Genomic DNA, 22,523 nt, shown 5'->3' with positions numbered 1-22,523 from the left:
CTCCAACCCGTTCGCGCCATGAGAGACGCGCGCTCTGAACGGGAGAACGGGAACATGGGCTGGAACACCCTCGACGATATGGACCTTGACGGCAAACGCGTGCTGACCCGCGTGGACATCAACGTGCCGGTCGAGGAGGGCCGCGTCACGGACCCCACCCGCATCGAACGGATCGTGCCCACCGTCGAGGATATCATTGCAAGCGGCGGCAAACCGGTCCTGCTGGCCCATTTTGGTCGGCCCAAGGGCAAGGTGGTTCTCGACATGTCGCTGCGCGTCATTCTGCCCGCCCTGGAAAAGTCGCTCGGCCGGAAAGTGACGCTTCTCGAAACGCTGGAAGGCGCGGAAAACCTGACGGACGAGGCGCTGGCCGCTGATGTGCTCCTAATGGAAAATATCCGCTTTTACCCCGGCGAAGAAGCGAACGATCCCGATTTTGCCCGCCGGCTCGCCGGTCTCGGTGACATCTACTGCAACGACGCGTTTTCCGCGGCCCACCGCGCGCATGCCTCGACCGAAGGCGTGGCCCACCACCTGCCATCTTGTGCCGGTCGCCTGATGCAAGCCGAATTGCAGGCGCTTGAGGCTGCACTCGGCACGCCTCGGCGGCCTGTTCTGGCTGTGGTCGGTGGCGCCAAGGTTTCGACCAAACTCGACCTTCTGGGAAATCTGGTAAGCCGGGTGGACATGCTCGTGATCGGGGGCGGCATGGCCAACACCTTCCTTGCGGCGCAGGGTCTCAACGTCGGTCAGTCGCTCTGTGAACATGACATGGCCGACACCGCGCGCGAGATCATGACCAAGGCGGGCGCAGGCGGGTGCGAGATTATCCTGCCCGCCGATGTTGTCGTCGCGCGCGAATTCAAGGCAGGCGCCGAAAACGAAACCGTGCCGGCCCACGCCTGCCCCGAAGACGCGATGATTCTCGATGCTGGTCCGCAAAGTGTCGCGCGGGTAAACGCCGCGCTGGCACGGGCGAACACGCTCATCTGGAACGGCCCGCTCGGCGCATTCGAGATCGAACCCTTTGACGCGGCCACCAACGCCGCCGCCGGCGAAGCGGCCCGTCTCACCCGCGGCGGCGCTCTCGTGTCGGTCGCGGGCGGCGGTGATACAGTGGCCGCCCTCAATCAGGCCGGCGCGGCCAACGATTTCACCTACATCTCCACGGCAGGCGGCGCATTCCTCGAATGGATGGAAGGCAAGGAACTGCCCGGTGTGGCCGCGCTCAAGGGCCAAGCTTAGCGCCCGCAACGCGTTGCGCGCTTGACGCATGGCACCTCAGAGACGCATTCTGATCGCGTGGAAAACTGGACCCTCATCACCGGGGCCTCCGAAGGTCTCGGGGCGGAATTCGCCCGAATCGCCGCCGCCGAAGGCCGCAACCTGATCCTGACCGCCCGGTCCAAGGACAAGCTGACCGCTCTCGCAGAGGACTTGCACGGAATTGCCGGGGAAATCCGCGTCCTACCCGCCGATCTCGGCGATCTTTCTCAGGTGGAATCGCTCTGGCAGGAGGCGAGCCGCGATTGCCATATCGACATTCTGGTGAACAATGCCGGGCTCGCCGGTCACGGCACCTTTGGCAGCGGCAAAGGCTGGCCCCGTGACCTGAGCACCATCGGCGTCAACATGACCGCGCTCACATACCTTATGAAAATGGCCATTCCGCACATGCAGGCACAGGGCGGCGGGCGCATCCTCAACGTGGCCTCGACCGCCGGTTTCATGCCCGGCCCCAATCTTTCAGTCTATCATGCGACCAAGGCTTATGTCCTGTCCCTCACCGAGGCGGTGGCCGAAGAACTCCGCGGCAGCAACACGAGCGTGACCGCGCTTTGCCCCGGCGCCACGGAAACCGCGTTTTTCGATGCCGCCGATATGCGCGGTGTCGGCCTGTTGAAGCTTGGCCGCCCGGCCAGCGCGGAAAGCGTCGCGCGCGTCGGATGGCAAGCCATGAAAAAAGGCCGCAGGATTCGCGTGACCGGCGCGATGAACAAGATGTTCGCGGCTGCACCGCGCTTTGCGCCACGGGCGGTCACCACTTTCATCGCCGGCAAGTTCATGAGCAAGGGTCGGGGCTAAGGTCCTGACGCGCATCAAGGGGTGACTCTGGACCGCATGTTAGCGTCACCACGATTGCACGGCTGACGCCCCTCGCCTAAGAGATCGCAAAAGATATTGTCATTAGGGGGACGTCACATGTCGCAGGCCGAGCAAAGACAGAAAATCCGTGAGGGGCAAGGCTTCATCGCCGCGCTCGATCAGTCCGGCGGATCGACCCCAAAGGCGCTCAAGCTTTATGGCATCAACGAAGATGCCTACAGCTCGGACACCGAAATGTTCGACCTGATTCACCAGATGCGCGCCCGCATTGTAAAAAGCCCGGCATTTTCCGGTGACCGGATCGTGGGCGCGATCCTGTTCGAGATGACAATGGACCGCGAAATCGACGGCAAGCCGACAGCCCGGTTCCTGTGGGACGCGTGCGCCGTCGTTCCCTTTCTCAAGGTGGACAAGGGCCTTGCCGACGAAGCCGATGGCGTGCGCCTTATGAAAGACATGCCAGACCTCGAGGCGCTGCTTCTGCGGGGGCGCGAACAGGGCATCTTCGGCACCAAGATGCGCTCGGTCGTCGACGCGGCAAGCCAAAGTGGCATCGACGCCGTCGTGGCCCAGCAATTCCTGATCGGCGGCATCATCCTCGATCACGGCCTCGTGCCGATCATCGAGCCTGAAGTGACGATTTCGATCACCGACAAATCCGAGGCCGAGAGTATGCTGCTCGAGGCGCTGACCCGCCATCTCGATGCCCTGCCCGACGGGCGCGAGGTGATGCTCAAGCTGACCCTGCCCGAGACCGATAATCTCTATAAACCGCTGGTCGATCATCCGCGCGTTCTGCGCGTGGTGGCTCTCTCGGGGGGCTATAGCCGCGAAGAGGCCAATGCACGCCTCTCGCGCAACACCGGGGTCATCGCCAGCTTCTCGCGCGCCCTTACCGAGGGGCTTTCGGCCGATCAGGACGATGACACGTTCGACAGCACCCTGCGCGAAACCGTCCAGAGCATCTACGACGCCTCGATCTCGGGCTAAGGCACGCCGCGAAAAGCGGCAACCGGCTTCTCGCCTCTCGGACGCGCGTCATCACAAGGCGCAGCACCTCAACGCGCCTGAGCGCGCCCCCCTCCAACGTTTGGATCAGGGGCTAAGGCGGCTCAGTATGGCGTCGGTATCCACTCCACCGATCGCGCCTGCCGTTCGGCCCCGGTCGCCATGCAGCCTCGTTGCGACATAGGCGTCGGCCACAGCCGCCGGCGCGGAGCGCATCAGAACCGATCCCACCAGCAAAGTTGCAAGGCTCTCGACATACCAGCGCGCCTCGCCCTCCTCGGGAAGCTTGGGAAACCGTGCCATATGGGCTCGCAGCGCCGCATCGAACCCACGCGATTGGCCCATTGCCTCCCCCAGTTCTGCACTCAGAACCTCCCCGGCCAGCGGCTCTTTGCGCAGGGTTCGCAGGATGTCGAGGCAGATCACGTTACCCGACCCTTCCCAGATCGAGTTGAGCGGCGCCTCGCGGTACAGCATGGGCAGATCGGTGTCTTCGACATAACCCATACCGCCCATGGCCTCCATCGCCTCATAGACAAGGCCGGGGCAGAGCTTGTTGCCAAGGTATTTCGCCAACGCCACCGCCAGACGTGCAAAGGCGCGTGATGGCTCGTCGTCACGGTCGAACGCCGCCGCCACATACAGACCCAGCGCCAGCGTTCCCTCCCAGTCGAGCGCCAGATCGGCCAGCACCGACCGCATGAGCGGCTGATCTATGAGTTGCTTTTGAAACACGCTGCGATGGGCGGCCCAGTGATGAGCATGGTCCAGCGCGGCCCGCATCAGCCCGGCCGGCGCCATCGACGTATCAAGCCGCGTATGGTGCACCATCTCGATGATCGTGCGGACGCCTGCGCCCTCGTCACCCAAGCGGTGCGCATAGGCATCGGCCAACTCGATCTCGGCCGAGGCATTGGCGCGATTACCAAGCTTGTCCTTGAGGCGCTGAATATGGACCATGTTGCGCCCGTCCTCGCGCCAACGCGGCACCAGAAAACAGGTCAGGCCCTCGGGTGCCTGCGCCAGCATCAGAAATCCGTCCGACATAGGCGCCGAACAGAACCACTTATGCCCACGCAGGCGGTAGTGATCGCCCTCGCGCACCGCGCGCGTGGTGTTGGCGCGCACGTCCGACCCGCCCTGCTTTTCCGTCATCGCCATGCCCATCGTCGCGCCGGGCTTGCGCCCAAGCGGCTGTGCTGCGCCGTCATAGACCCGCGCGGTCAGCTTGGGCACCCAGGTCCGAAGAAGCTCGGTATCCGCCCGCAGCGCCGGCACCGCCGCATAGGTCATGGTCATTGGACAACAGACGCCCGGCTCGATCTGACTGGTGAGGTAAACCATCGCGGCATGGGTTGCGTGCCCGCCGCTTCGCCCCTCCCATGGCAGCGCGGAATACCCCGCCCCGATGCCCACCTCCAGTAGCCGGTGATAGGCCGGATGAAACCGCACCTCGTCAAGCCTGCGCCCGCCCGCGTCGAACAACACCGCCTCGGGTTGTGTGCCGCGCGCGCGGCGTCCGGCCTCGACCATCTCGGCGCGGCCCATCTGTGCCCCGTAATCGGCCAGGTGATCGGCCTCCGCACCGGCTGCAACGGCATGATCCCGCAATGCGGGATCGCCGGCCCACAGATCCCTGTCACCGACCGGGGGGGGCTGATTGCTGATCTCATGAGTATCTGTGACATCGTGGGCGGGTAGTGTCGCCATGGGCAAGGCCTCCTCTGGCCTGAATGCTACAGGCGCTGTCCCGTGAATGAAAAGGGGATTCACAAACCCTTATGCCTGTGCCACTGTCGCACCGACGCCCGCCAAGAGGCGCAACACGAAAGAAGGCAGAGCAGTTGAGCATGCGAAAACGGCCCGCAATGGGTGTGCTGATCTATTTCACCGTGGCGTTCGGCCTTGGTCTTTATTTCACATTCGCCGCCGTCCAAGGCGATTTCGGCCTGTTCCGCCGCGCCGAGATCGAAGGCGAATCGCGCGCGCTTCAGGCCCGGCTGGATACGCTCGACACACAGGTCACTCGTATGGAAAACCTGACCAAGCGCCTCTCGGACACCTATCTCGATCTCGATCTTCTGGACGAACAGGCCCGCAGCGTTCTGGGCCTCATGCGCAGCGACGAAATCGTCATTCGCTGACCGGCGATCCGACCGCGGCACTCTTTATCCGATTGCGTCAAAATTTCCGGCGGAATGTCCGGTCGAATTCAAGCTGAAGCGCCTCGGGCTCGTATTCGTGACGTATCCACTCCTCGAAGCCTATCCCCGTTTCGGCCTGCCGTGCCTCATAAATATCAAGGATATGATCCAGAACACCGGTCTTTGACCTGCGGATATGCACATATTTGAAGCTCAGCATCCGCCGGGCTTCGCTGACCGGGCGCCCCTCTATCACCAAAAGCCAGATAGCCGAGGCAAATCCGGCCCGATCCGCCCCGGACTTGCAATGCATCACGAACGGCTTCTCGATCTCGCGGAACGCCTCGAGCAGACGCAGGATATCCTGACGCGGTGCCGCTGTGCGGGCATGAAGCGTCACGTTGACCAGCGTCAGACCAAGCTTTCGGCAGCTTTCCTCCTCGGCCAGATAATGCGCCGCACCCGCCGCACCCCGAAGGTTCAGGATCGTGCGTATCCCCATCGCCTTCATTTTCTCAAAGCGCCGATGGGTGGGGTGATTCGACCGCCACACCCCCGGCGCCACCGGAAAGAAATTGGTCCACACCGTGCGCAGGATCGCATGATCGAACCACAGGTTGTAGATATGCGCGCGGCGGCGGTTCTCGGGCGTGCTCAGATCGGTGTTATACCGCGCACGAAGCCCGCGTTCCCAATCTGAAATCCGTTTGAAAAGCTTCATATGCCGCGTTCCGCTCCACGTGTCGATGTGCCGGTTTAAAGACGCCCCCATGTAGGGCCTGCCCCGCCCGGTGACAAGCCGGACAAGCGATTGACCTCGGCAAGGCCGGCCCTAGAGTGACCGCGACCCAAACGAGAGTAGAGCCCATGACCCTGTCCCACGGATGCACATATCTGGCCATTCCAGGCCCTTCGGTGGTGCCTGACGAAGTGCTGCGCGCAATGCATCGCGCCGCCCCCAATATCTACGAGGGCGACCTCATCAAACTGACCGATAGCCTCATCCCCGACCTGCGCGCTGTGGCGCGCACAGCCGGCAAGGTCGCGATCTATGTGGCCAACGGCCACGGCGCATGGGAGGCCGCGCTCGCCAATACGGTTGCGCCGGGCGACAAGGTGCTGGCGCTTGCCACCGGTCGTTTCGGCATGGGCTGGTCGGAAATGGCCGACTCCATCGGTCTTGTGCCCGAACTGCTCGACTTTGGGAAATCCAGCCCGGTGGACCCGACACGCCTTGAGGAACGACTGCGCGCCGATACCGGGCACACGATCAAGGCGGTGCTCGCAACCCACACCGACACCTCCACCTCCGTGGTCAATGACGTCGCGGGCATCCGCGCGGCGATTGACGCGGCGGGGCATCCGGCGCTGCTCATGGTCGACTGCATCGCTTCGATGGCCTGCGACCGGTTCGAAATGGACGAGTGGGGGGTCGATGTGGCCGTATCAGCCTCGCAAAAGGGTCTTATGCTGCCGCCGGGGCTCGGCTTCGTGTGGTTCAGTGACAAGGCCGCCCACGCCCGCACCCGCCTCGACCGCGTCAGCCGGTATTGGGATTGGGGTCCGCGCGCCGACCCCGATGGGTTCTATCAGTATTTCGGGGGCACCGCGCCCACCCATCACCTGCATGGGCTGCGAACCGCACTCGACATGATCATGGCCGAAGGGATCGAAGCGGTCTGGGCCCGCCATGCCACGCTGGCCCGCGCGATCTGGGCCGCGTGCGAGGCGTGGAGCGACGGTGACGGCACACTGCGGCTCAATATCGCGGACCGCGCCTATCGCAGCCACGCGGTGACGGCGCTTTCCCTGCCCGCGCCCGACGCCGACCGCCTGCGCCGCTGGACCGAAAACGAGGCTGGTGTGACCCTCGGAATCGGCCTCGGCATGGCCGAACCGGGTAGCCCCGAAGCCGGAGGTTTCTTCAGGATCGGCCATATGGGCCATATCAACGTCCCCATGATCATGGGGATGCTCGGCACCGTTGAGGCAGGTTTCGACTCCTTGGGCATTCCCTATGGCGCGGGCGGTCTTTCGGCTGCGGCGCGCGAACTCGGCTCCCGGGCCTGACCCTTCGTCCCGGCGCGGCAAGGTTTAGCCGCGCCGGTGCGCCAGCCACGTGATCACCCGATTGAGGACGATACCCACCGCCACCACGACCGGCAGTCCGAACACCGCCCAGATGACGCCGAATATCCACAACAGATTGACCAGCCCCATCACGAGGGCCGCGCTCGTATAGTTCGGTGCTTCTGGCATCTGTCCACGCTGCATGGCGCCATGATAGCCCGATTCGCGCTTTAAAGCGTTTGGTGAAATACCTGACTCACGGATTTTCGCGAAACGCGTTAGTCACCTCGGTCTTGCGCCGCCGCAAGCGCCTGAGGCAACACCTCGGCCAAGATCTCAAGGTCGCCCGGCGCCCCACAGCTAACGCGAATGCATCTGTCCTGAGGGGCGACGAACGGCATCCGCACGAACACCCCCCGTGCCACCAGCGCCGCCAGAACACGGCGCGCGAATTCCCCGTCTCGCCCGCAGTCGATGGTCACGAAATTCGTGGCCGAGGGCACATGTTCAAGCCCGTTTTCGGCAGCGATCCGCGCGATCCCCTCCCGCGAGGCGGCCACCTTGTCGCGAATTCCCCTCAACCACTGCTGATCCTGCAACGCCACAAGCGCGGCCCGCTGTGCAAGTATGTTGACGCCGAAGTGGTTTCTTATCTTCTCGAACTGCGCAATCAGCGGCGCCTCGCCCAGCGCATACCCGATCCGCGCCCCGGCAAGGCCATAGGCCTTGGAAAAGGTGCGCATGCGGATCACCCGCGGATCATCCGCCGCAACCGGCGCCGCCGTGCCCTCGGGGGCCAGTTCCACATACGCCTCATCCAGCACCAGAAGCGCGCCCTCGGGCAGATCGTCCAGATTCGCCACGATGTCTTGCCCCCTTTCCCATGTGCCCATCGGGTTGTCGGGATTGGCGTAGTAGACAAGTTTCGCACCCACCTCGCGCGCCGCCGCGATCAGCCCGGGCAGGTCTTCGCGATCGTCGCGATAAGGTTGCTTGTGCAGCACGCCACCATGCGCCACGACGTGATAGTTGAACGTCGGATAGGCCCCGTCCGAGGTGACCACAGCATCGCCCGGCTCGACCATCAGCCGCACAAGATACCCCAGCAGCCCGTCAATCCCTTCGCCCACAACGATATTGGCCGGCGCGACATCCATATGCGCCGCCAATGCCGCACGCAGGTCATGGCTGGTCGAATCGCCATATTTCCATATCTCGCTCGCGGCCTCGGCAAGTGCGGCGATCACCTTGGGCGATGGGCCAAAGACGTTTTCGTTCGCGCCAAGCCGCGCGCGGAAACGCATGTCATTGGCGCGTTCATGCACTTCGGGTCCGACAAACGGCACCGTCGGTGGCAAGGAACGGACAAGCGGGGTCGGGCGCGCGTGGCTGGGGGATTTTTCTGTCATGCCGGCAGATAACGACAGCCGTGCCAGACGCGCAAGTGCTTGGCGTGACGGCGGGGCGACACCCACCTGACACTCATTCGCGAAACCCAGGGTCAACCCGACCGTTCCTCAAATGCTTTGGGCTCATCGCCGCCGCGTCTCTGGTGCCCTCACGTCATCATGACATGGCGCACCGGCTGCGCTAGGATCGGGCGTCCGCGTCCCCACGTCCTAACAGGAGCGCCCCATGTCCCGCGTCACCACCGAAATCTCGGATCATGTCGCCCATGTCCGGCTTAACCGCCCGAACAAGCGCAACGCCATAGATCCCGCCATGGCCGACGCCATCGTCGCGGCGGGTCAATCGCTCATCGACGCGGATATTCGCGCCGTCGTGCTCTCCGGCGAAGGTGCCTCCTTTTGTGCCGGGCTCGATGTGATGAGTTTCGGACAACTTGCCGCGGGCGACCCCGAATCCCTCGTGATGCCCCGCAGCCACGGCGACACCAACCTGTTTCAGGAGGTGGCAATGGTCTGGACCCGCATTCCGGTTCCGGTCATCGCGGCGCTGCATGGCGCGGTCTTCGGGGCCGGGTTTCAACTTTCGCTCGGGGCGGATATGCGGGTCGCCGCGCCCGATGCCGAACTGGCGATCATGGAAATGAAATGGGGGCTGATCCCCGACATGGGGGGCATGGTTCTTCTACCCCGCCTGACCCGCGATGACGTGATCCGCCGCATGACCTATACCGCTGCGCCCGTCACCGCATCACAGGCCGAACACTGGGGGCTCGTGACCGAACTGGCCGACGACCCGCTTGCCTCGGCGCAGGCACTCGCGGCTGAAATCTCGACGCGAAGCCCATCGGCCATCCGTGCCGCCAAACGCCTGATCGCTGTCGCCCAAAGCGGGGCGCCGGCATCCGATGTGCTCATGGCCGAGAGTCGTGAACAGACGCAACTCATCGGCAGGCCGCATCAGATGGAAGTGATCGCCGCCAACATGGCAGGCCGAAACCCCAAGTTTACCGGCGACCGCTGAACGCGACGGCCTCTCAGCCTACATGAAACAACGTGTTGAACAGCTTTGGATCAAGACTTTCCGAGGCGAATGTCGGACCTTCGGTCAGAATGCTCACCGCGTCATGACTGTGCAGGCTTTCCTGATGGCTTGCCACGATCCTGAAATCACCGATCCGGGCGTCCGCCAAAAGCGCCTCACAGAAAAGCCGCGCCGCATCCTCGACAAAGATCGGATTGGCGGCATTCAGCTCGGCAAACGCCTGTTCATCCTCGCGTTTGACCATGACCTGCGTTTCCGTGGGCACCGCGCTGCGCGCGATCTCGATCAAATCCTCGAACCACAGACAAGCGTCCGATGACATTTCCACGGATATCCGCGCAACCGACCGCTGTGAATGCGGCGTCGCCAGTTGTCCGCGCTGCTGGCGCGCATGTTCACTTAGTTCGAGCGAGCAAGGACAAGTCGAGGAATAGACATAGTCGAGATGCATGAACTTGCGCCGCACACCCCCCGTCTCGACCAGTTCCAGCGCGAAATCGTAATACTGATATCCCTCAAGATCAGACCGCAGCGACCTGATCTTCATCGGATAGGAAAACCGCATCTGAATACGGGCGTCGATACTGTCGAGATCGGTGATGTAATCGTCCAGCGCCGCCTCGATCACTTCAAAGCTGAAGGTTTTCTCGGCGTGCTTGTAAAAGCTGCGCATAATGCGCGACATGTTGATGCCCTTCTTGCCGGCCTCAAGGCTGACGGTCCCGGTCACCGAGGTTTCCAGCGTCAGGTCACTGTCGTCACGCCGGTGGAACCGGATCGGCAGGCGGAAATTCGAGATACCTACATGCTGAAGCTGCTGTCGCGCGCCACGGATCAATGACGTTGGACCGTTCTGCAAATCGGGCAGGGTCGCGCGATAGGCGTCATCGACCACGAATCCCTCGGGATAATCGCGCCTCAGGCTGGGATAGTTCGACACTTCGCCCTGCGGCAGAAGACGCGCGATCGCCGGATCGAGATCCGCGATTTCCTCGGGCGTCGCATCCTTCGCCCAGATGCGCAACCGGGCCAACGCCTCACGCGCCTCGTCACGGTCCGGGGCTTTTGTCAGTTCCTCAGGACGCAGATTCATGGAAAATCCCTCACACTCAGCCGGGCCTTACATAAGCTGCCCGCGGTCAAATTGCCATTGTTGAATCGGTATACGTCTCCGGGTGCCACCCGGTTCACAATTCACAGCCGGCAGCGTTTGACGCCCCTATGACCGCCCCTGAAACGTCGGATTTGAACAAGATGCGAAACACTTGGTTTTGGACTTCTCCGCACCATCCTGTAGGGTGAACCCTGTCGGACCAGTATGGCCGAACCTTTATTTCCAACAAGACACGTGTGGTGCGTAGGGAGCACGTGGGGAAGCGGAGGGTTCGGCCATTGGGTCGCGCCCTCCGCTTGATATGCGGGCCCCCGGGCCCAAGCTCAGGCCGTGACACCTCCCATGTCACAGACGATGCGCCACTCCTCGTCCGTCACCGGCTGCACCGACAGGCGTGAATTGCGGACCAGAACCATCTCGGAAAGGCGCGGATCGTTCTTCACCATGTCAAGGCTCACGGGGTGCGCGAATGGCTGCACCGCCTTGATATCCACACACTCCCAGCGATCATCGTCGGTCGTGCTGTCGGGATGCGCTTCGGCACAGACCTCAACGATACCGACCACGGCCTTTTCGGTCTGACTGTGGTAAAAGAAGCCACGGTCGCCCACGGCCATATCACGCATGAAATTGCGCGCCTGATAATTGCGCACACCGTCCCATTCCTCACCGGCCTCGCCCTTGGCCATCTGTTGATCCCAGCTCCAGGTCGCAGGTTCCGATTTGAACAGCCAATAGCGCATGAGATCAGATCACCTTCTTCCACTCGATCAGTTCGACACTTTCGAACAGGCCCGCCTCGGCATAAGGGTCCGCCGCCGCCCAGGCCTTCGCCGCATCCATGTCCGCGACATCCAGCACGATGAGCGAGCCGCACATCTCGCCCGCGTCGGTCAACAACGGCCCGGCCTGCGAGACGACCCCACTGGACTTGAGGTAGGCGACATGCGCATCCCGCGTCTCGAGCCGGGTTTGAAGCGCTCCGGGCTTGTCGCGGGCAATAAGAGCAATAAGCATCATTCTTCCTTCAATGGTCGTGACAACAGCATATCCATGGCCTCGCGGACGCGCAATTCACCGGCGACAAGCGCGACAACGGCATCGGTGATAGGCATGTCCACACCCAGTGCTCGGGCGCGATCCTGTACCGCGCGCGCGGTCGCCACGCCCTCGACGGTGACGCCCGCCTCGAACGTCTCCTCCCGCCCAAGGCTTAGCCCATAGCGCAGGTTGCGCGACTGTTCGGACATGCATGTCAGCGCAAGGTCACCAAATCCCGACAACCCGGCAAGCGTTTCGGGCCTGCCGCCCAGCGCGTGCGCCATGCGCGCCATCTCGGCATAGCCGCGGGTCATCAGCGCGGCGCGCGCGCTCTCTCCAAGGCCCGCACCGATCGCGGCACCACAGGCGATCGCGATCACGTTCTTCAACGCACCACCAAGCTCGGCACCTGTCACATCCGTGGTCCGGTAAAGCCTCAGATGCGGTGCGTTCAGACTTGCCTGCAACACTTCGCCCTGTGCCTCATCCGCCACCGCCAGCGTCAGCGCGGTCGGCAGGCCCCGCGCGATATCGGCGGCAAAGCTCGGCCCGGTCAGCACCGCTGCCGTGGCCGCAGGCAGAACCTCGGCAATGACCTGTGTCGGGCTCAACTGCGTCTCACGCTCAACCCCTTTGCAGCAGGCCACAAGGGCCTTGTCGGCCAGTATCTCGCGCGCACCCTCAAGCGCGGAACGAAGTTTTTGCGTGGGAACCGAGACAAGCACGATATCGCACTCACTCAGCGCGCGCGTCTCTGCGCTTACCTCAAGCGCATCGGGCAGGGCCACACCGGGCAGACGCCGCGCATTCTCGCGCTCGTCCCGCATGGCGCGCGCATGATCCTCATCCCGCGCCACCAACAAAACCCGGTCCTCCTGCGCAAACGAAATCGCCAGTGCCGTGCCGAATGCGCCCGCTCCCATCACGCCGATCATGCTTTCGCTCCTTTCTTGCCGGACCCGAGCATCGCCGGGCTGGTCCGATCCAGCGGCCAGCGCGGCCGCGCGGCAAGCTCCATGCCATCACGCTGGCCCAATCGATAAAGCTCGGCCCCCGCATAGGCGATCATCGCGGCATTATCCGTGCAAAGCGCCAGCGGAGGCGCGACAAAATCAACATGCGCCCCGCGTGCCACCTCCGTCAATCGCGCGCGGATCGCCCCATTGGCCGCGACACCGCCGGCCACTGTCAGGGTGGCGCGCTCCGGCGTCTCGGACAGGTAAATCTCAAGGGCCCTGCGCGTCTTTTCGCCCAGAACGTCACAAACCGCCGCCTGAAACCCGGCGCAAAGATCGGACCGCGCCTGTCGGCCTAACCGGTTGTCGGTCATGACCCCGTCACGGGCGCGCAACACAGCGGTCTTCAACCCGGAAAAGGACATGTCGCATCCCGCCCGGTCCAAAAGCGGACGGGGCAGGGTAAAGCGCGTGGCATCGCCACGTGCCGCCTCGGCCTCGACCGAGGGGCCACCGGGCTGCGGCAGCGCCAGAAGGCGCGCCACCTTGTCGAAAGCCTCACCGGGGGCATCGTCGATCGTTCCGCCCAAACGCGCGAAGTCCTGCGCGCCGCGCACCAGAAGAAACTGACAATGCCCGCCCGACACAAGCAGCATGAGATACGGATAGGCCACCCCATCCGTCAGCCGCGGCGTCAGCGCGTGTCCCGCCAGATGGTTCACCCCGATAAGCGGTAGCCCCGCGCCCGCCGCAATTCCCTTGGCGCACATGACACCCGACATAACCCCCCCGATAAGGCCCGGACCCGCCGTCACCGCCACCGCATCAAGGTCGCGCACCCGCACCCCGGCCTCGTCCAGCGCCTCGCGCACGCAATGATCAAGCTTTTCGGCATGCGCGCGCGCCGCGATCTCGGGCACCACACCTCCATAGGCGTCATGCAGCTCTCCCTGTCCGCTCACGATCGAGGAAAGGGTCTGCGCCGTGTCGCCAACGCGCAAAACCGCCGCCGCCGTATCGTCACAGCTGCTTTCGATACCAAGGATGGTAAGAGTGTCGCCCATGGGCCTGCCCGTTGCGGAAACTACCCATCGCAGGTAACACCGGGCGATGGCGCAAACAACCGCGCAGAGGACACCCGCCCCATGCCGCCAACCCTGCTCATCACCCGCCCGGACCCGGATGGCGCACGGTTTGCCGATGCGGCGCGGACGGCTCTGGGCTTCGATCCGCGCGTCGTGCTGTCGCCCCTTCTACGGATCGAACGGCGCAGGGTGCCCGATCCCGGCGATGCCGCAACGCTTCTGCTGACCTCGCAGCATGCGCTTTTTGCCGCACCTCGCGACATGCCGACCTATGTCGTGGGGCCACGGCTTGCCTCTCTGGCCCGTGACGCAGGGCTCTCGGTGCGCATGACGGCGCCGGATGCCACCACCCTTCTGCAAATGCTCCGCGACGACCCGCCGCAACCCCCGTTACTGCATCTGCGCGGCGAACATGTCGCGGTGAGTATTTCAAACGCTTTGTCAAAGGCGGGCCTGCCCACGCGTGAGGCCGTAGTCTATACTCAACACGCGCAACCGCTCACCCCCGAGGCACGCGCCTGCCTTAGCGGCGAAAATCCGGTCGTAATTCCCCTTTTCTCACCGCGCTCCGGGTGCATCTTGTTTGAAAACGCGCCCTTCACCGCGCCGCTTGTGATTCTGGCGCTCAGTGATGCGGTCGCCGCGACCGTGCCCGACGCATATGCTGGCAACGTTCTTGTCGCGCCGCGACCCGATGCAAAGGCGCTTCTGGAGGAACTTCCCGCCGCGTGGAACGTTGCGAGACGGGTTGAGGGTAACATGTCACCACAGTAAGGTGACAGGGTTGGAACGTGATGAAAGGGTGATCACCGTGGCCGCGAAAAAGACGACGCCATCGCGAAAAACCGCTTCGAAGAAGGCGGATAACGCTGAAAAGGTGACAAAACCTGCTGACACCTCCGACACCGATCAGCCGGTCGAGACGGCAGGCGACACCACGCCCCCCGACCACAAGGATGATCAGGCCACCGAAAAGCCCGAGAACAACGCCAAGACAGAAGAAACCGCCGATCCCCTCCCCGCCATGGGCAAGTCCGAGACGCCAGAGAAAGTCGAAGGCGCGGATGACACCCACACCGACGACACCAAAGAAAACGGGGATGGACCCGAGACAGGCGACGCTGCCGATCCCTCCCCTGCCATGGGTAAGTCCGAAACGCCCGAAAAGGTCGAAGGCGCGGACGAAACCCACACGTCAGACACCGAAAAGGTCACGGACAAGTCCGAAACGGATGAAACCGCCCATGACGGGGCGAAGAAAACCGATCAAACCGCCCATCTGCCCGCCACATCCCCCGCCGAATCCGGCGGCGGCGGCGGGGGATCAATGATCCTCGGCGGCATTGTCGCGGCCCTGATCGGCGCGGGTGCGGCCTATTTCATTCTTCCGCAACTGGGTGTGCTTGAAAGACCGTCGGCCGAAGCACTTTCCACTCTCGAAACCCGGCTCGACGATCAGTCTGCGGAAATCGCAGACCTCTCGGACCGGCTCGAGTCCGCCGAATCACAGAGCGACACCGAGGCCCCGGACCTGAGCGGCATCGAATCCTCGCTTGATGATCTGGGCACCCGGCTCGACGACCTGACCGAGCGTATGGAGACTATCGACACTCGTGTTTCGGATCTGGAAGCGCGGCCCACGGCCCCCACAGAGGGCGGCTCAGGCGCCACCTCCGAAGAGCTGGCCGACCTGCGCGAGACCCTGAACACCCAGCGCGAGCAGATCGAAACGCTGATGGACAACGCCGCCCGGCAGGAAGAAATGGCACAGCAATCCGCGCGCGACACATTGCGCCGCGCGGCTCTGACCCGCCTGCAAACCGCCCTCGATACCGGCGCCCCCTTCGATACGGCCCTGTCCGATCTGCGTGACACCGGACAGGACATTCCCGCACCGCTGTCGCAGGTCGCCGAAACCGGTGTGCCCACGCTCAGCGACCTCAGGCAATCCTTCCCCGACGCCGCGCGTGACGCGCTCACGGCGGCCCGCAGATCGGGGTCCGAAGAGTCCGAGAACGGCGGCTTCGCAAGCTTCCTGTCGTCTCAGCTTGGCGTGCGCTCGCTCGAACCGCGCGAAGGGTCGGGCCCCGACGCGGTGCTGTCACGCGCCGAGGCCGCGCTGCGCGAGGGGCGTCTGGCCGATACATTGGCCGAACTCGAAGCCCTCCCCGAAGAGGCCCGCACCGAACTCTCTGACTGGATGGACCGGGCCACCACGCGTCTCGATGCCGTCAACGCCGCCGACTCTATCGGCGCCCAACTCAATTAACCCCGAAAGGGCGCTCATATGCTTTGGTCCGTGATCAAGATCGTCATCTTCCTTGCGCTTATCGTGGCGGCCAGCTTCGGTGCGATGTATCTGCTCAACCTCGAAGGCGGGGTGCGCATCGTGATGGCGGGGTATGAGGTCAATCTCTCGCCGCTCAAGGCGGTGATCGCGCTTGTCGTGCTGATCGTGGCGATGTGGGTGCTGCTCAAACTCGCCTCGCTGCTTGTCGCGGTCCTGCACTTCATCAACGGTGATGAAACGGCGATCTCGCGCTGGTTCGATCGCAACCGGCAGGAAAAGGGCTACCGCGCCCTGACCGAAGGCATGATGGCCCTCGCCTCGGGCGAGGGGAACGTCGCTATGGCCCGCGCCCACAAGGCCGAAAAGTATCTCAAGAAACCCGAACTCACGACCCTCATCACCGCACAGGCGGCCGAGATGACGGGCGACCGCAAGACCGCCGAACAAAGCTACAGGCGGCTTCTGGCCAATGACAGGACGCGGTTCGTGGGGGTCCGTGGCCTGTTGCAACAGAAACTTGCCGACGGCGACACCGATACTGCCCTGAAACTCGCCGAAAAGGCGTTCGGCATGAAGCCCGCACACGAAGAGGTGCAGGACACGCTGCTGCGCCTGCAAACCCAGAATGCCAATTGGTCCGACGCGCGTGCGACACTCGGCGCCAAGCTCAAGCATGGCAACCTGCCCCGCGACGTGCATCGCCGCCGCGATGCCGTTCTGGCCCTCGCCGAGGCCCGCGATGTAGCCGACGAAGGCAAGACCATCGAAGCCCGCGAGGCGGCGATCGAAGCCAATCGACTGTCGCCAAACCTCGTGCCGGCCGCTGTCATGGCGGCGCGGGCCTATATTAATCAGGGCAAGAAACGTTATGCCAACCGCGTGGTGACAAAGGCATGGGAGGCGCAGCCCCACCCTGATCTGGCCGCCACCTATGCCGCCGTAGAACCCGATGAAACCCCCGACGCCCGCCTCAAGCGCTTCACCAAGCTCTTCCGCCTCTCACCCGACCACCGAGAGGCCAAGCTGGTCGAAGCCGAACTTCAGATCGCCGCCGAGAATTTCCCGGCCGCCCGCCGCGCCCTCGGAACCCTCGCCGAAAGCGAGGCCGACGCCCGCGCCCTCACCATCATGGCCGCGATCGAACGCGGCGAGGGGGCGAATGACGCTGTGGTCAGGGGCTGGCTCGCCCGCGCGCTCTCGGCGCCGCGCGGCCCACAATGGATCTGCGACAAATGTCAGCATATCCACGCCGAATGGGTGGCCGCTTGTGAAAACTGCGGATCGGTCGATACGCTCGACTGGAAAACACCGCCAACAGCACAGGTCGCAATGCCCACAGGCGTCGAAATGCTCCCCCTCATCGTCGGCGCGATCGAGGATCAAAGCCAGACCGACACCGCGGAAGATACAGGCTCCGACACAACCGAAAAATCCACGTCCCCCATCGTCGAAGACGCCGAAATCGTCTCCGAAGACACCAGCGACAACACCACCGCGCCCAACTGACCCGTTGCGCGGGATGGGTGGATCTGCATCACAGCCTGATAGGCTCAACTCAGGGCGAGCGGGTTAGGCGCGGATTACGCCTAAATCACCACGAAACTTGCCTCGCGTATCGACTAATGTCTTGGAATGTTTCCTGATCAAATCGTAGTCGAAATCGCTATGATCGGTAAGCAGGATCACCGCGTCATACGAGGCGATGCTTTCGGAGGTCAGTTCCACTGAAGACAGATCGAAACTGTGTTCGCGCATTTCGGGAAAGATCGGTACGTTCGGGTCAGAATAGGCCACCTCTGCCCCCCAGTCACGCAACAGCTCCATGACAAAAACTGATGGGCTTTCACGCATATCGTCCACGTCACGCTTGTAAGCGATACCCAAGGCAAGAACTTTTGCCCCCTTCAAGCTTTTGCCCGCTTCGTTCAAAGCGCGTACTGTCTTGTCGACCACATATTGCGGCATGCCGGCGTTGATCTCGCCAGCAAGCTCAATAAAGCGGGTGTGCAGTCCATATTCCCGCGCCTTCCAAGTCAGGTAGAAAGGGTCGATCGGAATGCAGTGTCCGCCAATTCCGGGGCCGGGGTAATAGGCCGTAAAGCCAAATGGCTTGGTTTTGGCGGCGTCGATCACCTCGAAAATATCGAGCCCCATCGCATCGGCCACGATCTTCATCTCGTTTACGAGACCGATATTGATCGACCGGTGGATGTTTTCCAAAAGCTTGACCATCTCGGCGGCTTCGGTGGAGCTGACTGGCACCACATGATCGATAAATGCTCCATAGAGCGCCTCTCCCGCCGCGCGACAGGCAGGTGTATGTCCACCGACCACTTTGGGGATCGTGCGCGTCTGAAAATTCGGGTTGCCGGGATCTTCGCGTTCTGGCGAATAGACTAGGAAAAAATCAGTTCCCACCGAAAGGCCGGCTCGTTCCGCATACGGCAAAAGCACTTCTTTTGTAGTGCCAGGCCAAGTGGTGCTTTCCAATGCCAGAAGCTGCCCCTCGCGCAGGCTACCAGCGATGTTGTTCATGGTAGCGACGACAAAGCTCAGGTCGGGCTCACGTGATTTATCCAGCGGTGTTGGCACACAAATGATCAACGCATCACATTCAGAGGCACGGGTGAAATCCGTCGTTGCCTCGAAGCCGCTTTCTACGATTCTCTGCACATCAGAATTAGCAATGTGCTTGATCGGGCTGATACCGGAATTGAGATCGGTCACGCGCTCCGACAGCACATCAAATCCAAGAACAGTGAAGCCAGTTTCGGCGATGCGCAAAGCCAGTGGAATTCCCACATAACCAAGACCAAGAATACCAATTTTAGGTCTGCGCAGTCTAATATCTTCTGCTGAAAACATAAGCCGTTCCAATGCAATTCTATTCAGGCGCGGCATAGCCGTTTTGCCATTTCTTAGCTAGGATATTTTTCACTATTCGAGCGTTTCCGCGTTTTAGAAGCATCCGAGCGCTGCATAAGCGCGACAAGCGAATACCGCAGGCGAGGAGGTGCCATAATCATCCTTTGCGGGAGCATCTGCTGGCCGCGGGGAAATAGGGTTTTGGGAATAAAATTTCACCCGAAAAGCAACATCTTTAGGATCGTCACTCTGGATAACAGAGCAAAATTCCCGATAGGCTTTGGCAAGGTCTGGGTTAAGCGGAGCCAGAGCAGAGTACGCACCGAATCCAAAGGCCCACCCCGTCAGTGAAGAAGGGGGATGCCCATACCCCTTCACATCTTTGTCGTACCTGTACCAACCATCAGCGCCGCTGATGAAATTTCGCAGAACCGGACGCTGATCCCGCCAATAGAGCGCAGCGCCGGATATCTGACGCGCCAGGCCAACTCGCCGATCTTCCAGTTCTTTGGCGAGATCGATCCGACCGCGAAGCTCTGCGGCTCCCGATAAGCTCCGCAGCCACTGAGGCCAGCGTTGAGCGTGGCTGACATCGGGATGGTCGGCGGCGGGCGGCCCACAAGGTGCCTGAGGTGGGGCTGCACTCTCACAGGCCGTGTATTCAAACCCATTGGCATCCCGCCAGCGACCCCGATCAAAACCAAAACCGTCGCCCGACTCTCCGCCATCCATTCTCTCCTCTACGGCCCGAAAAGCTGTGTCCAGAACCTCATCAATCAAAGCGAGGTCTCCTGCTCGAGCCAGTTCGGGCCATTCGGCAAGCGTGATGCGTAGATTTGCGGCCAATGCAAAAATATGTAGGTCGTAATCCGTGAAGGCTTGGAAGAACGCTGGGCGCAAACGAAGAAAGTATCCGAACCTCGCCGCGCTTCGCGCTTTACGGTTCGGATAGACACCGGCCCAGTGCCAAGCCGGAGCTTCAAGCCAGTAGAAACGCAGCGTATCGTTCATCGTAAACTCGTATAGCGCCCTGATTTCGGCATCGACAGAAGAGCCCGCATCAGCCGCCGAACGCAGCGCGGTCGAGACAAGGAAACCGAACTGTATCGCTGAACCCGAGGACAATGCGGCTTCACCTGAGCCCGGCACCACGGCCACCGGAACGCGTCGCCTCGACTCTGAACCATTCTTGACCGAAAATCCGTCGATCTTAACCACAGTACCGTGCATCTCCTGAAGAGTGCCTATTCGTGGCAATTCGCGCAGATAATCGGCGAGGCTCAGGCGCACCTTTGCTTCGGCGACCTGATTGCCTTCCGCGCCATAAACGAGATCCAATGGCGCCCTAGCCAAATTATAAGCCTGATATATTCCCGTATTCGTCGGAGGTGAGATGCCTGAAAGGATTTCATCAATTCTTACAAGACTTTCAGAGATCAATGCCTCTGGAGCTTCCGAATGAGAAAGACATTGATCCGCGCTCTGAACACTTCCGGCGGGAACCACCATCATAGCGCAAAGTAAAAAACGAAAGATCATATCCCAGCTTTGGCCAACCATATCAGTGACACAGCCTGTTTGAAGGCTTGCGGGTCCGAAGACAACCGACCATCTGAAAACACAGTGGCGATTTCATCACCCGCAGGCAGGAATTCGCGCGCCACATCACGGCGCTCTTCCAGCGCATCACGCAGCACCGCACCAAGTCCCGAGCGCAACCATTGACCTTGCCGGACATCAAAGCCACGTTTGTCCCGGTTCACTCGAATCTCTTCAGGAATCATACCTTTTGCAACCCGGCGCAGTATATGCTTACCGAATCCACTATTCAGTTTCTGTTTCGGTGGTAGAGCAATGCCGAACTCGACCACACGTTGATCCATGAACGGTAACCGACTCTCAATGCTGTTGCCCATCGAATTCCGGTCTTCATAGCGCAAAAGCGTGGGCAAACTGAACCGTGTCACATCTAGCGCTTGACGTTCGGCCAAGCTTTGTCCTGGCAAGAGTGCGGGCGAATGGACATTGCGCGGTGCTGGCAGTCGAAGCGACACCCCCATACCTTCGGTTCCACCGCTATAGCGCTTACGTTCCGACCAGAAAACACCGGAGCGACGCATGACCGGCGGTACGAGCGGCAACGATGCGCTCAGAAAATGTGGAAGGGCCCCAAAATTGCGAGTGCGCATGATGGATTGCAAATAAAAAAGATAGAATTTGCGGTACCCCATGAACGCTTCATCCCCCCCCTGCCCGCCGAGCATAACGGTAAAACCATCGGCCCGAGCGGCCTCGAACACAGCATATTGCGCCATGATCGAAACATGGGGAAATGGCGCATCCTGCGCCTGTAAAGTCTTCCAAAAAAGATCAGCCAGATCAGGACCCGCCTCGGGCCAGACCCAGCGAGTATGCATCCCTGTATGCTCGGCCAATCGTGAGACCAGCGGGCCTTCGCTATCAAGCGCTTCGGGATGACCAAAGGAAAATCCGGTTGGCGGCTCCCCCGTCTGGGCGATCAGAGAGGCAATCATCGATGAATCGACCCCCCCACTAACAGACAGCCCCACCCGCACGTCGGAACGCAAGCGCAAGGAGTTTGCCGAATCTAAGAGTGCTATCAATTCTTCGTCAAGCGCCGCTGAGGACATCCCCGCAAGCCTTTCGCGAGTTTCATCAGCGCGGGCCGTGAGATCATAGTAGGCACGTGTGTCTAACGATAGCCTTCCGTCCTGAACACGCACACGCATCATGTGCCCAGGCTTCAATGCCTTTAGCCCGTCATAAGGAGCGATATCACTGTCATCTTCATAGTACTTCAGAGCGATACCGCGAGCGACATATTCCAAATCAGGCTTAAGCCCAGCATCCTTTGCCAAAACGCGCGGCGTCGAGGCAAAGGCGAAAGTGCGAGGATCACTGTAATAATAGAAGGGTTTCACCCCGAACCGGTCACGCGCGAGAAATAAGCTATGGTCGCGCCGATCATAAATCGCGAGAGAGAACATCCCAATCGTGCGTGACAATGCACCTTCGTTCCAATGACGAAAAGCGGTCAGCAAAACCTCGCTGTCGCTATTGGTGGAAAAGCGGTAGCCTGCAGCCTCCAGTTCCGCTCGCAATTCAATGTAGTTGTAGATCTCACCATTGAACACCATCACGAGCGAACCATCCTCGCTGAGCATTGGCTGATTGGCCTCCTCACTGAGGTCAATGATACTCAGACGGTTATGACCAAGAGCAAGACGAAACTCTGGCGAAGCATAGGTTTGCACAGCTTGGGCATCAGGACCTCGGGGTCGTTGGTCTTCGACGATCGCCTGCACCAAAGCCGGGACATCCTTTTCAGGACTCAAAGACAGCGCACCTGAAATCCCGCACATGTCTATTCTC

General features: G+C 61.7%; 21 protein-coding genes. 9 read left to right on the top strand and 12 right to left on the bottom strand.

Annotated features, from left to right (window positions below):
* Positions 1-54: 54 nt before the first annotated feature.
* The 3 genes from V8359_RS17235 (at position 55) to V8359_RS17225 (ending at position 3,096) form a co-directional block, all read left to right on the top strand.
* Positions 55-1,245 (top strand): phosphoglycerate kinase, encoded by a 1,191-nt coding sequence (locus V8359_RS17235; protein ID WP_336430331.1) that lies wholly within the window; start codon positions 55-57, stop codon positions 1,243-1,245.
* 57 nt (positions 1,246-1,302) lie between these two features.
* The gene (locus V8359_RS17230; RefSeq protein WP_336430330.1) at positions 1,303-2,085 is read left to right on the top strand and encodes an SDR family NAD(P)-dependent oxidoreductase; all 783 of its coding nucleotides are present in this window, start codon (positions 1,303-1,305) and stop codon (positions 2,083-2,085) included.
* A gap of 117 nt (positions 2,086-2,202) precedes the next feature.
* A complete protein-coding gene (locus tag V8359_RS17225; protein ID WP_336430329.1) occupies positions 2,203-3,096 on the top strand; it encodes a fructose bisphosphate aldolase in 894 nt (297 codons plus the stop codon).
* Positions 3,097-3,201: 105 nt separating this feature from the next.
* Here V8359_RS17225 and V8359_RS17220 read toward each other — a convergent pair whose 3' ends face one another.
* Positions 3,202-4,824 carry an acyl-CoA dehydrogenase family protein gene (locus V8359_RS17220; protein ID WP_336430328.1) on the bottom strand — a complete coding sequence of 541 codons (1,623 nt, stop codon included), beginning with the start codon at positions 4,822-4,824 and terminating at the stop codon, positions 3,202-3,204.
* Positions 4,825-4,958: 134 nt separating this feature from the next.
* Here V8359_RS17220 and V8359_RS17215 point away from each other — a divergent pair, with 134 nt between their 5' ends.
* On the top strand, positions 4,959-5,258 hold the full coding sequence (locus tag V8359_RS17215) for an FtsB family cell division protein (protein ID WP_336430327.1): 300 nt from the start codon (positions 4,959-4,961) through the stop codon (positions 5,256-5,258).
* 37 nt (positions 5,259-5,295) lie between these two features.
* Here V8359_RS17215 and V8359_RS17210 read toward each other — a convergent pair whose 3' ends face one another.
* On the bottom strand, positions 5,296-5,979 hold the full coding sequence (locus tag V8359_RS17210; RefSeq protein WP_336430326.1) for a fused DSP-PTPase phosphatase/NAD kinase-like protein: 684 nt from the start codon (positions 5,977-5,979) through the stop codon (positions 5,296-5,298).
* 146 nt (positions 5,980-6,125) lie between these two features.
* Between V8359_RS17210 and V8359_RS17205 the strand changes: the two genes are divergently transcribed.
* Complete coding sequence (locus V8359_RS17205) at positions 6,126-7,328, top strand: pyridoxal-phosphate-dependent aminotransferase family protein (RefSeq protein ID WP_336430325.1); 1,203 nt, start codon at positions 6,126-6,128, stop codon at positions 7,326-7,328.
* Between the two features lie 24 nt (positions 7,329-7,352).
* On the opposite strand, the gene V8359_RS17200 is transcribed toward V8359_RS17205, so the two are convergent.
* Positions 7,353-7,517, bottom strand: a complete 165-nt coding sequence (locus V8359_RS17200) for a hypothetical protein (RefSeq protein WP_336430324.1) — start codon at positions 7,515-7,517, stop codon at positions 7,353-7,355.
* A gap of 89 nt (positions 7,518-7,606) precedes the next feature.
* Positions 7,607-8,737 (bottom strand): pyridoxal phosphate-dependent aminotransferase, encoded by a 1,131-nt coding sequence (locus tag V8359_RS17195; RefSeq protein WP_336430373.1) that lies wholly within the window; start codon positions 8,735-8,737, stop codon positions 7,607-7,609.
* 226 nt (positions 8,738-8,963) lie between these two features.
* Here V8359_RS17195 and V8359_RS17190 point away from each other — a divergent pair, with 226 nt between their 5' ends.
* Entirely contained in the window at positions 8,964-9,758 is a 795-nt protein-coding gene (locus tag V8359_RS17190; RefSeq protein WP_336430323.1) for a crotonase/enoyl-CoA hydratase family protein, read from the top strand.
* A 13-nt stretch (positions 9,759-9,771) separates the two neighbouring features.
* Here the strand turns inward: V8359_RS17190 and folE2 are convergent, their stop codons facing one another.
* The 5 genes from folE2 to tsaD all read right to left on the bottom strand — a co-directional run bounded on the left by folE2 (position 9,772) and on the right by tsaD (position 13,954).
* Positions 9,772-10,872: a GTP cyclohydrolase FolE2 gene (gene folE2 / locus V8359_RS17185; protein ID WP_336430322.1), complete on the bottom strand. Its 1,101-nt coding sequence runs from the start codon at positions 10,870-10,872 to the stop codon at positions 9,772-9,774.
* Positions 10,873-11,216: 344 nt separating this feature from the next.
* A complete protein-coding gene (locus V8359_RS17180) occupies positions 11,217-11,636 on the bottom strand; it encodes an EVE domain-containing protein (protein ID WP_336430321.1) in 420 nt (139 codons plus the stop codon).
* A 4-nt stretch (positions 11,637-11,640) separates the two neighbouring features.
* Positions 11,641-11,910, bottom strand: coding sequence for a YciI family protein (locus V8359_RS17175; protein WP_336430320.1), 270 nt, complete (start codon positions 11,908-11,910; stop codon positions 11,641-11,643).
* Entirely contained in the window at positions 11,910-12,869 is a 960-nt protein-coding gene (locus V8359_RS17170) for an NAD(P)H-dependent glycerol-3-phosphate dehydrogenase (RefSeq protein ID WP_336430319.1), read from the bottom strand. Before V8359_RS17170 ends, V8359_RS17175 begins: the two co-directional genes overlap by 1 nt.
* Positions 12,866-13,954: a tRNA (adenosine(37)-N6)-threonylcarbamoyltransferase complex transferase subunit TsaD gene (gene tsaD / locus V8359_RS17165; protein ID WP_336430318.1), complete on the bottom strand. Its 1,089-nt coding sequence runs from the start codon at positions 13,952-13,954 to the stop codon at positions 12,866-12,868. Before tsaD ends, V8359_RS17170 begins: the two co-directional genes overlap by 4 nt.
* Before the next feature lie 81 nt (positions 13,955-14,035).
* On the opposite strand from tsaD, the gene V8359_RS17160 reads away from it, so the two are divergent.
* The 3 genes from V8359_RS17160 to V8359_RS17150 are packed head-to-tail and all read left to right on the top strand — an operon-like array spanning position 14,036 to position 17,771.
* Positions 14,036-14,749 carry a uroporphyrinogen-III synthase gene (locus V8359_RS17160; protein ID WP_336430317.1) on the top strand — a complete coding sequence of 238 codons (714 nt, stop codon included), beginning with the start codon at positions 14,036-14,038 and terminating at the stop codon, positions 14,747-14,749.
* Positions 14,750-14,759: 10 nt separating this feature from the next.
* The gene (locus V8359_RS17155; RefSeq protein WP_336430316.1) at positions 14,760-16,244 is read left to right on the top strand and encodes a COG4223 family protein; all 1,485 of its coding nucleotides are present in this window, start codon (positions 14,760-14,762) and stop codon (positions 16,242-16,244) included.
* Between the two features lie 18 nt (positions 16,245-16,262).
* Entirely contained in the window at positions 16,263-17,771 is a 1,509-nt protein-coding gene (locus tag V8359_RS17150) for a heme biosynthesis protein HemY (protein ID WP_336430315.1), read from the top strand.
* Between the two features lie 63 nt (positions 17,772-17,834).
* Here V8359_RS17150 and V8359_RS17145 read toward each other — a convergent pair whose 3' ends face one another.
* From V8359_RS17145 to asnB, 3 genes are all read right to left on the bottom strand, one after another.
* Positions 17,835-19,130 carry a nucleotide sugar dehydrogenase gene (locus V8359_RS17145; protein ID WP_336430314.1) on the bottom strand — a complete coding sequence of 432 codons (1,296 nt, stop codon included), beginning with the start codon at positions 19,128-19,130 and terminating at the stop codon, positions 17,835-17,837.
* A 93-nt stretch (positions 19,131-19,223) separates the two neighbouring features.
* Positions 19,224-20,690: a hypothetical protein gene (locus V8359_RS17140; RefSeq protein ID WP_336430313.1), complete on the bottom strand. Its 1,467-nt coding sequence runs from the start codon at positions 20,688-20,690 to the stop codon at positions 19,224-19,226.
* Positions 20,666-22,513 (bottom strand): asparagine synthase (glutamine-hydrolyzing), encoded by a 1,848-nt coding sequence (gene asnB / locus V8359_RS17135; protein WP_336430312.1) that lies wholly within the window; start codon positions 22,511-22,513, stop codon positions 20,666-20,668. The genes V8359_RS17140 and asnB overlap by 25 nt, the downstream gene beginning before the upstream one ends.
* Between the last annotated feature and the right edge of the window lie 10 nt (positions 22,514-22,523).

It is taken from the genome of Roseovarius sp. E0-M6 (assembly GCF_037083845.1).
Lineage (GTDB): Bacteria > Pseudomonadota > Alphaproteobacteria > Rhodobacterales > Rhodobacteraceae > Roseovarius.
The sequence above is the reverse complement of the archived record's forward strand: the minus strand, read 5'-3'. Positions and strand labels throughout refer to the sequence as shown.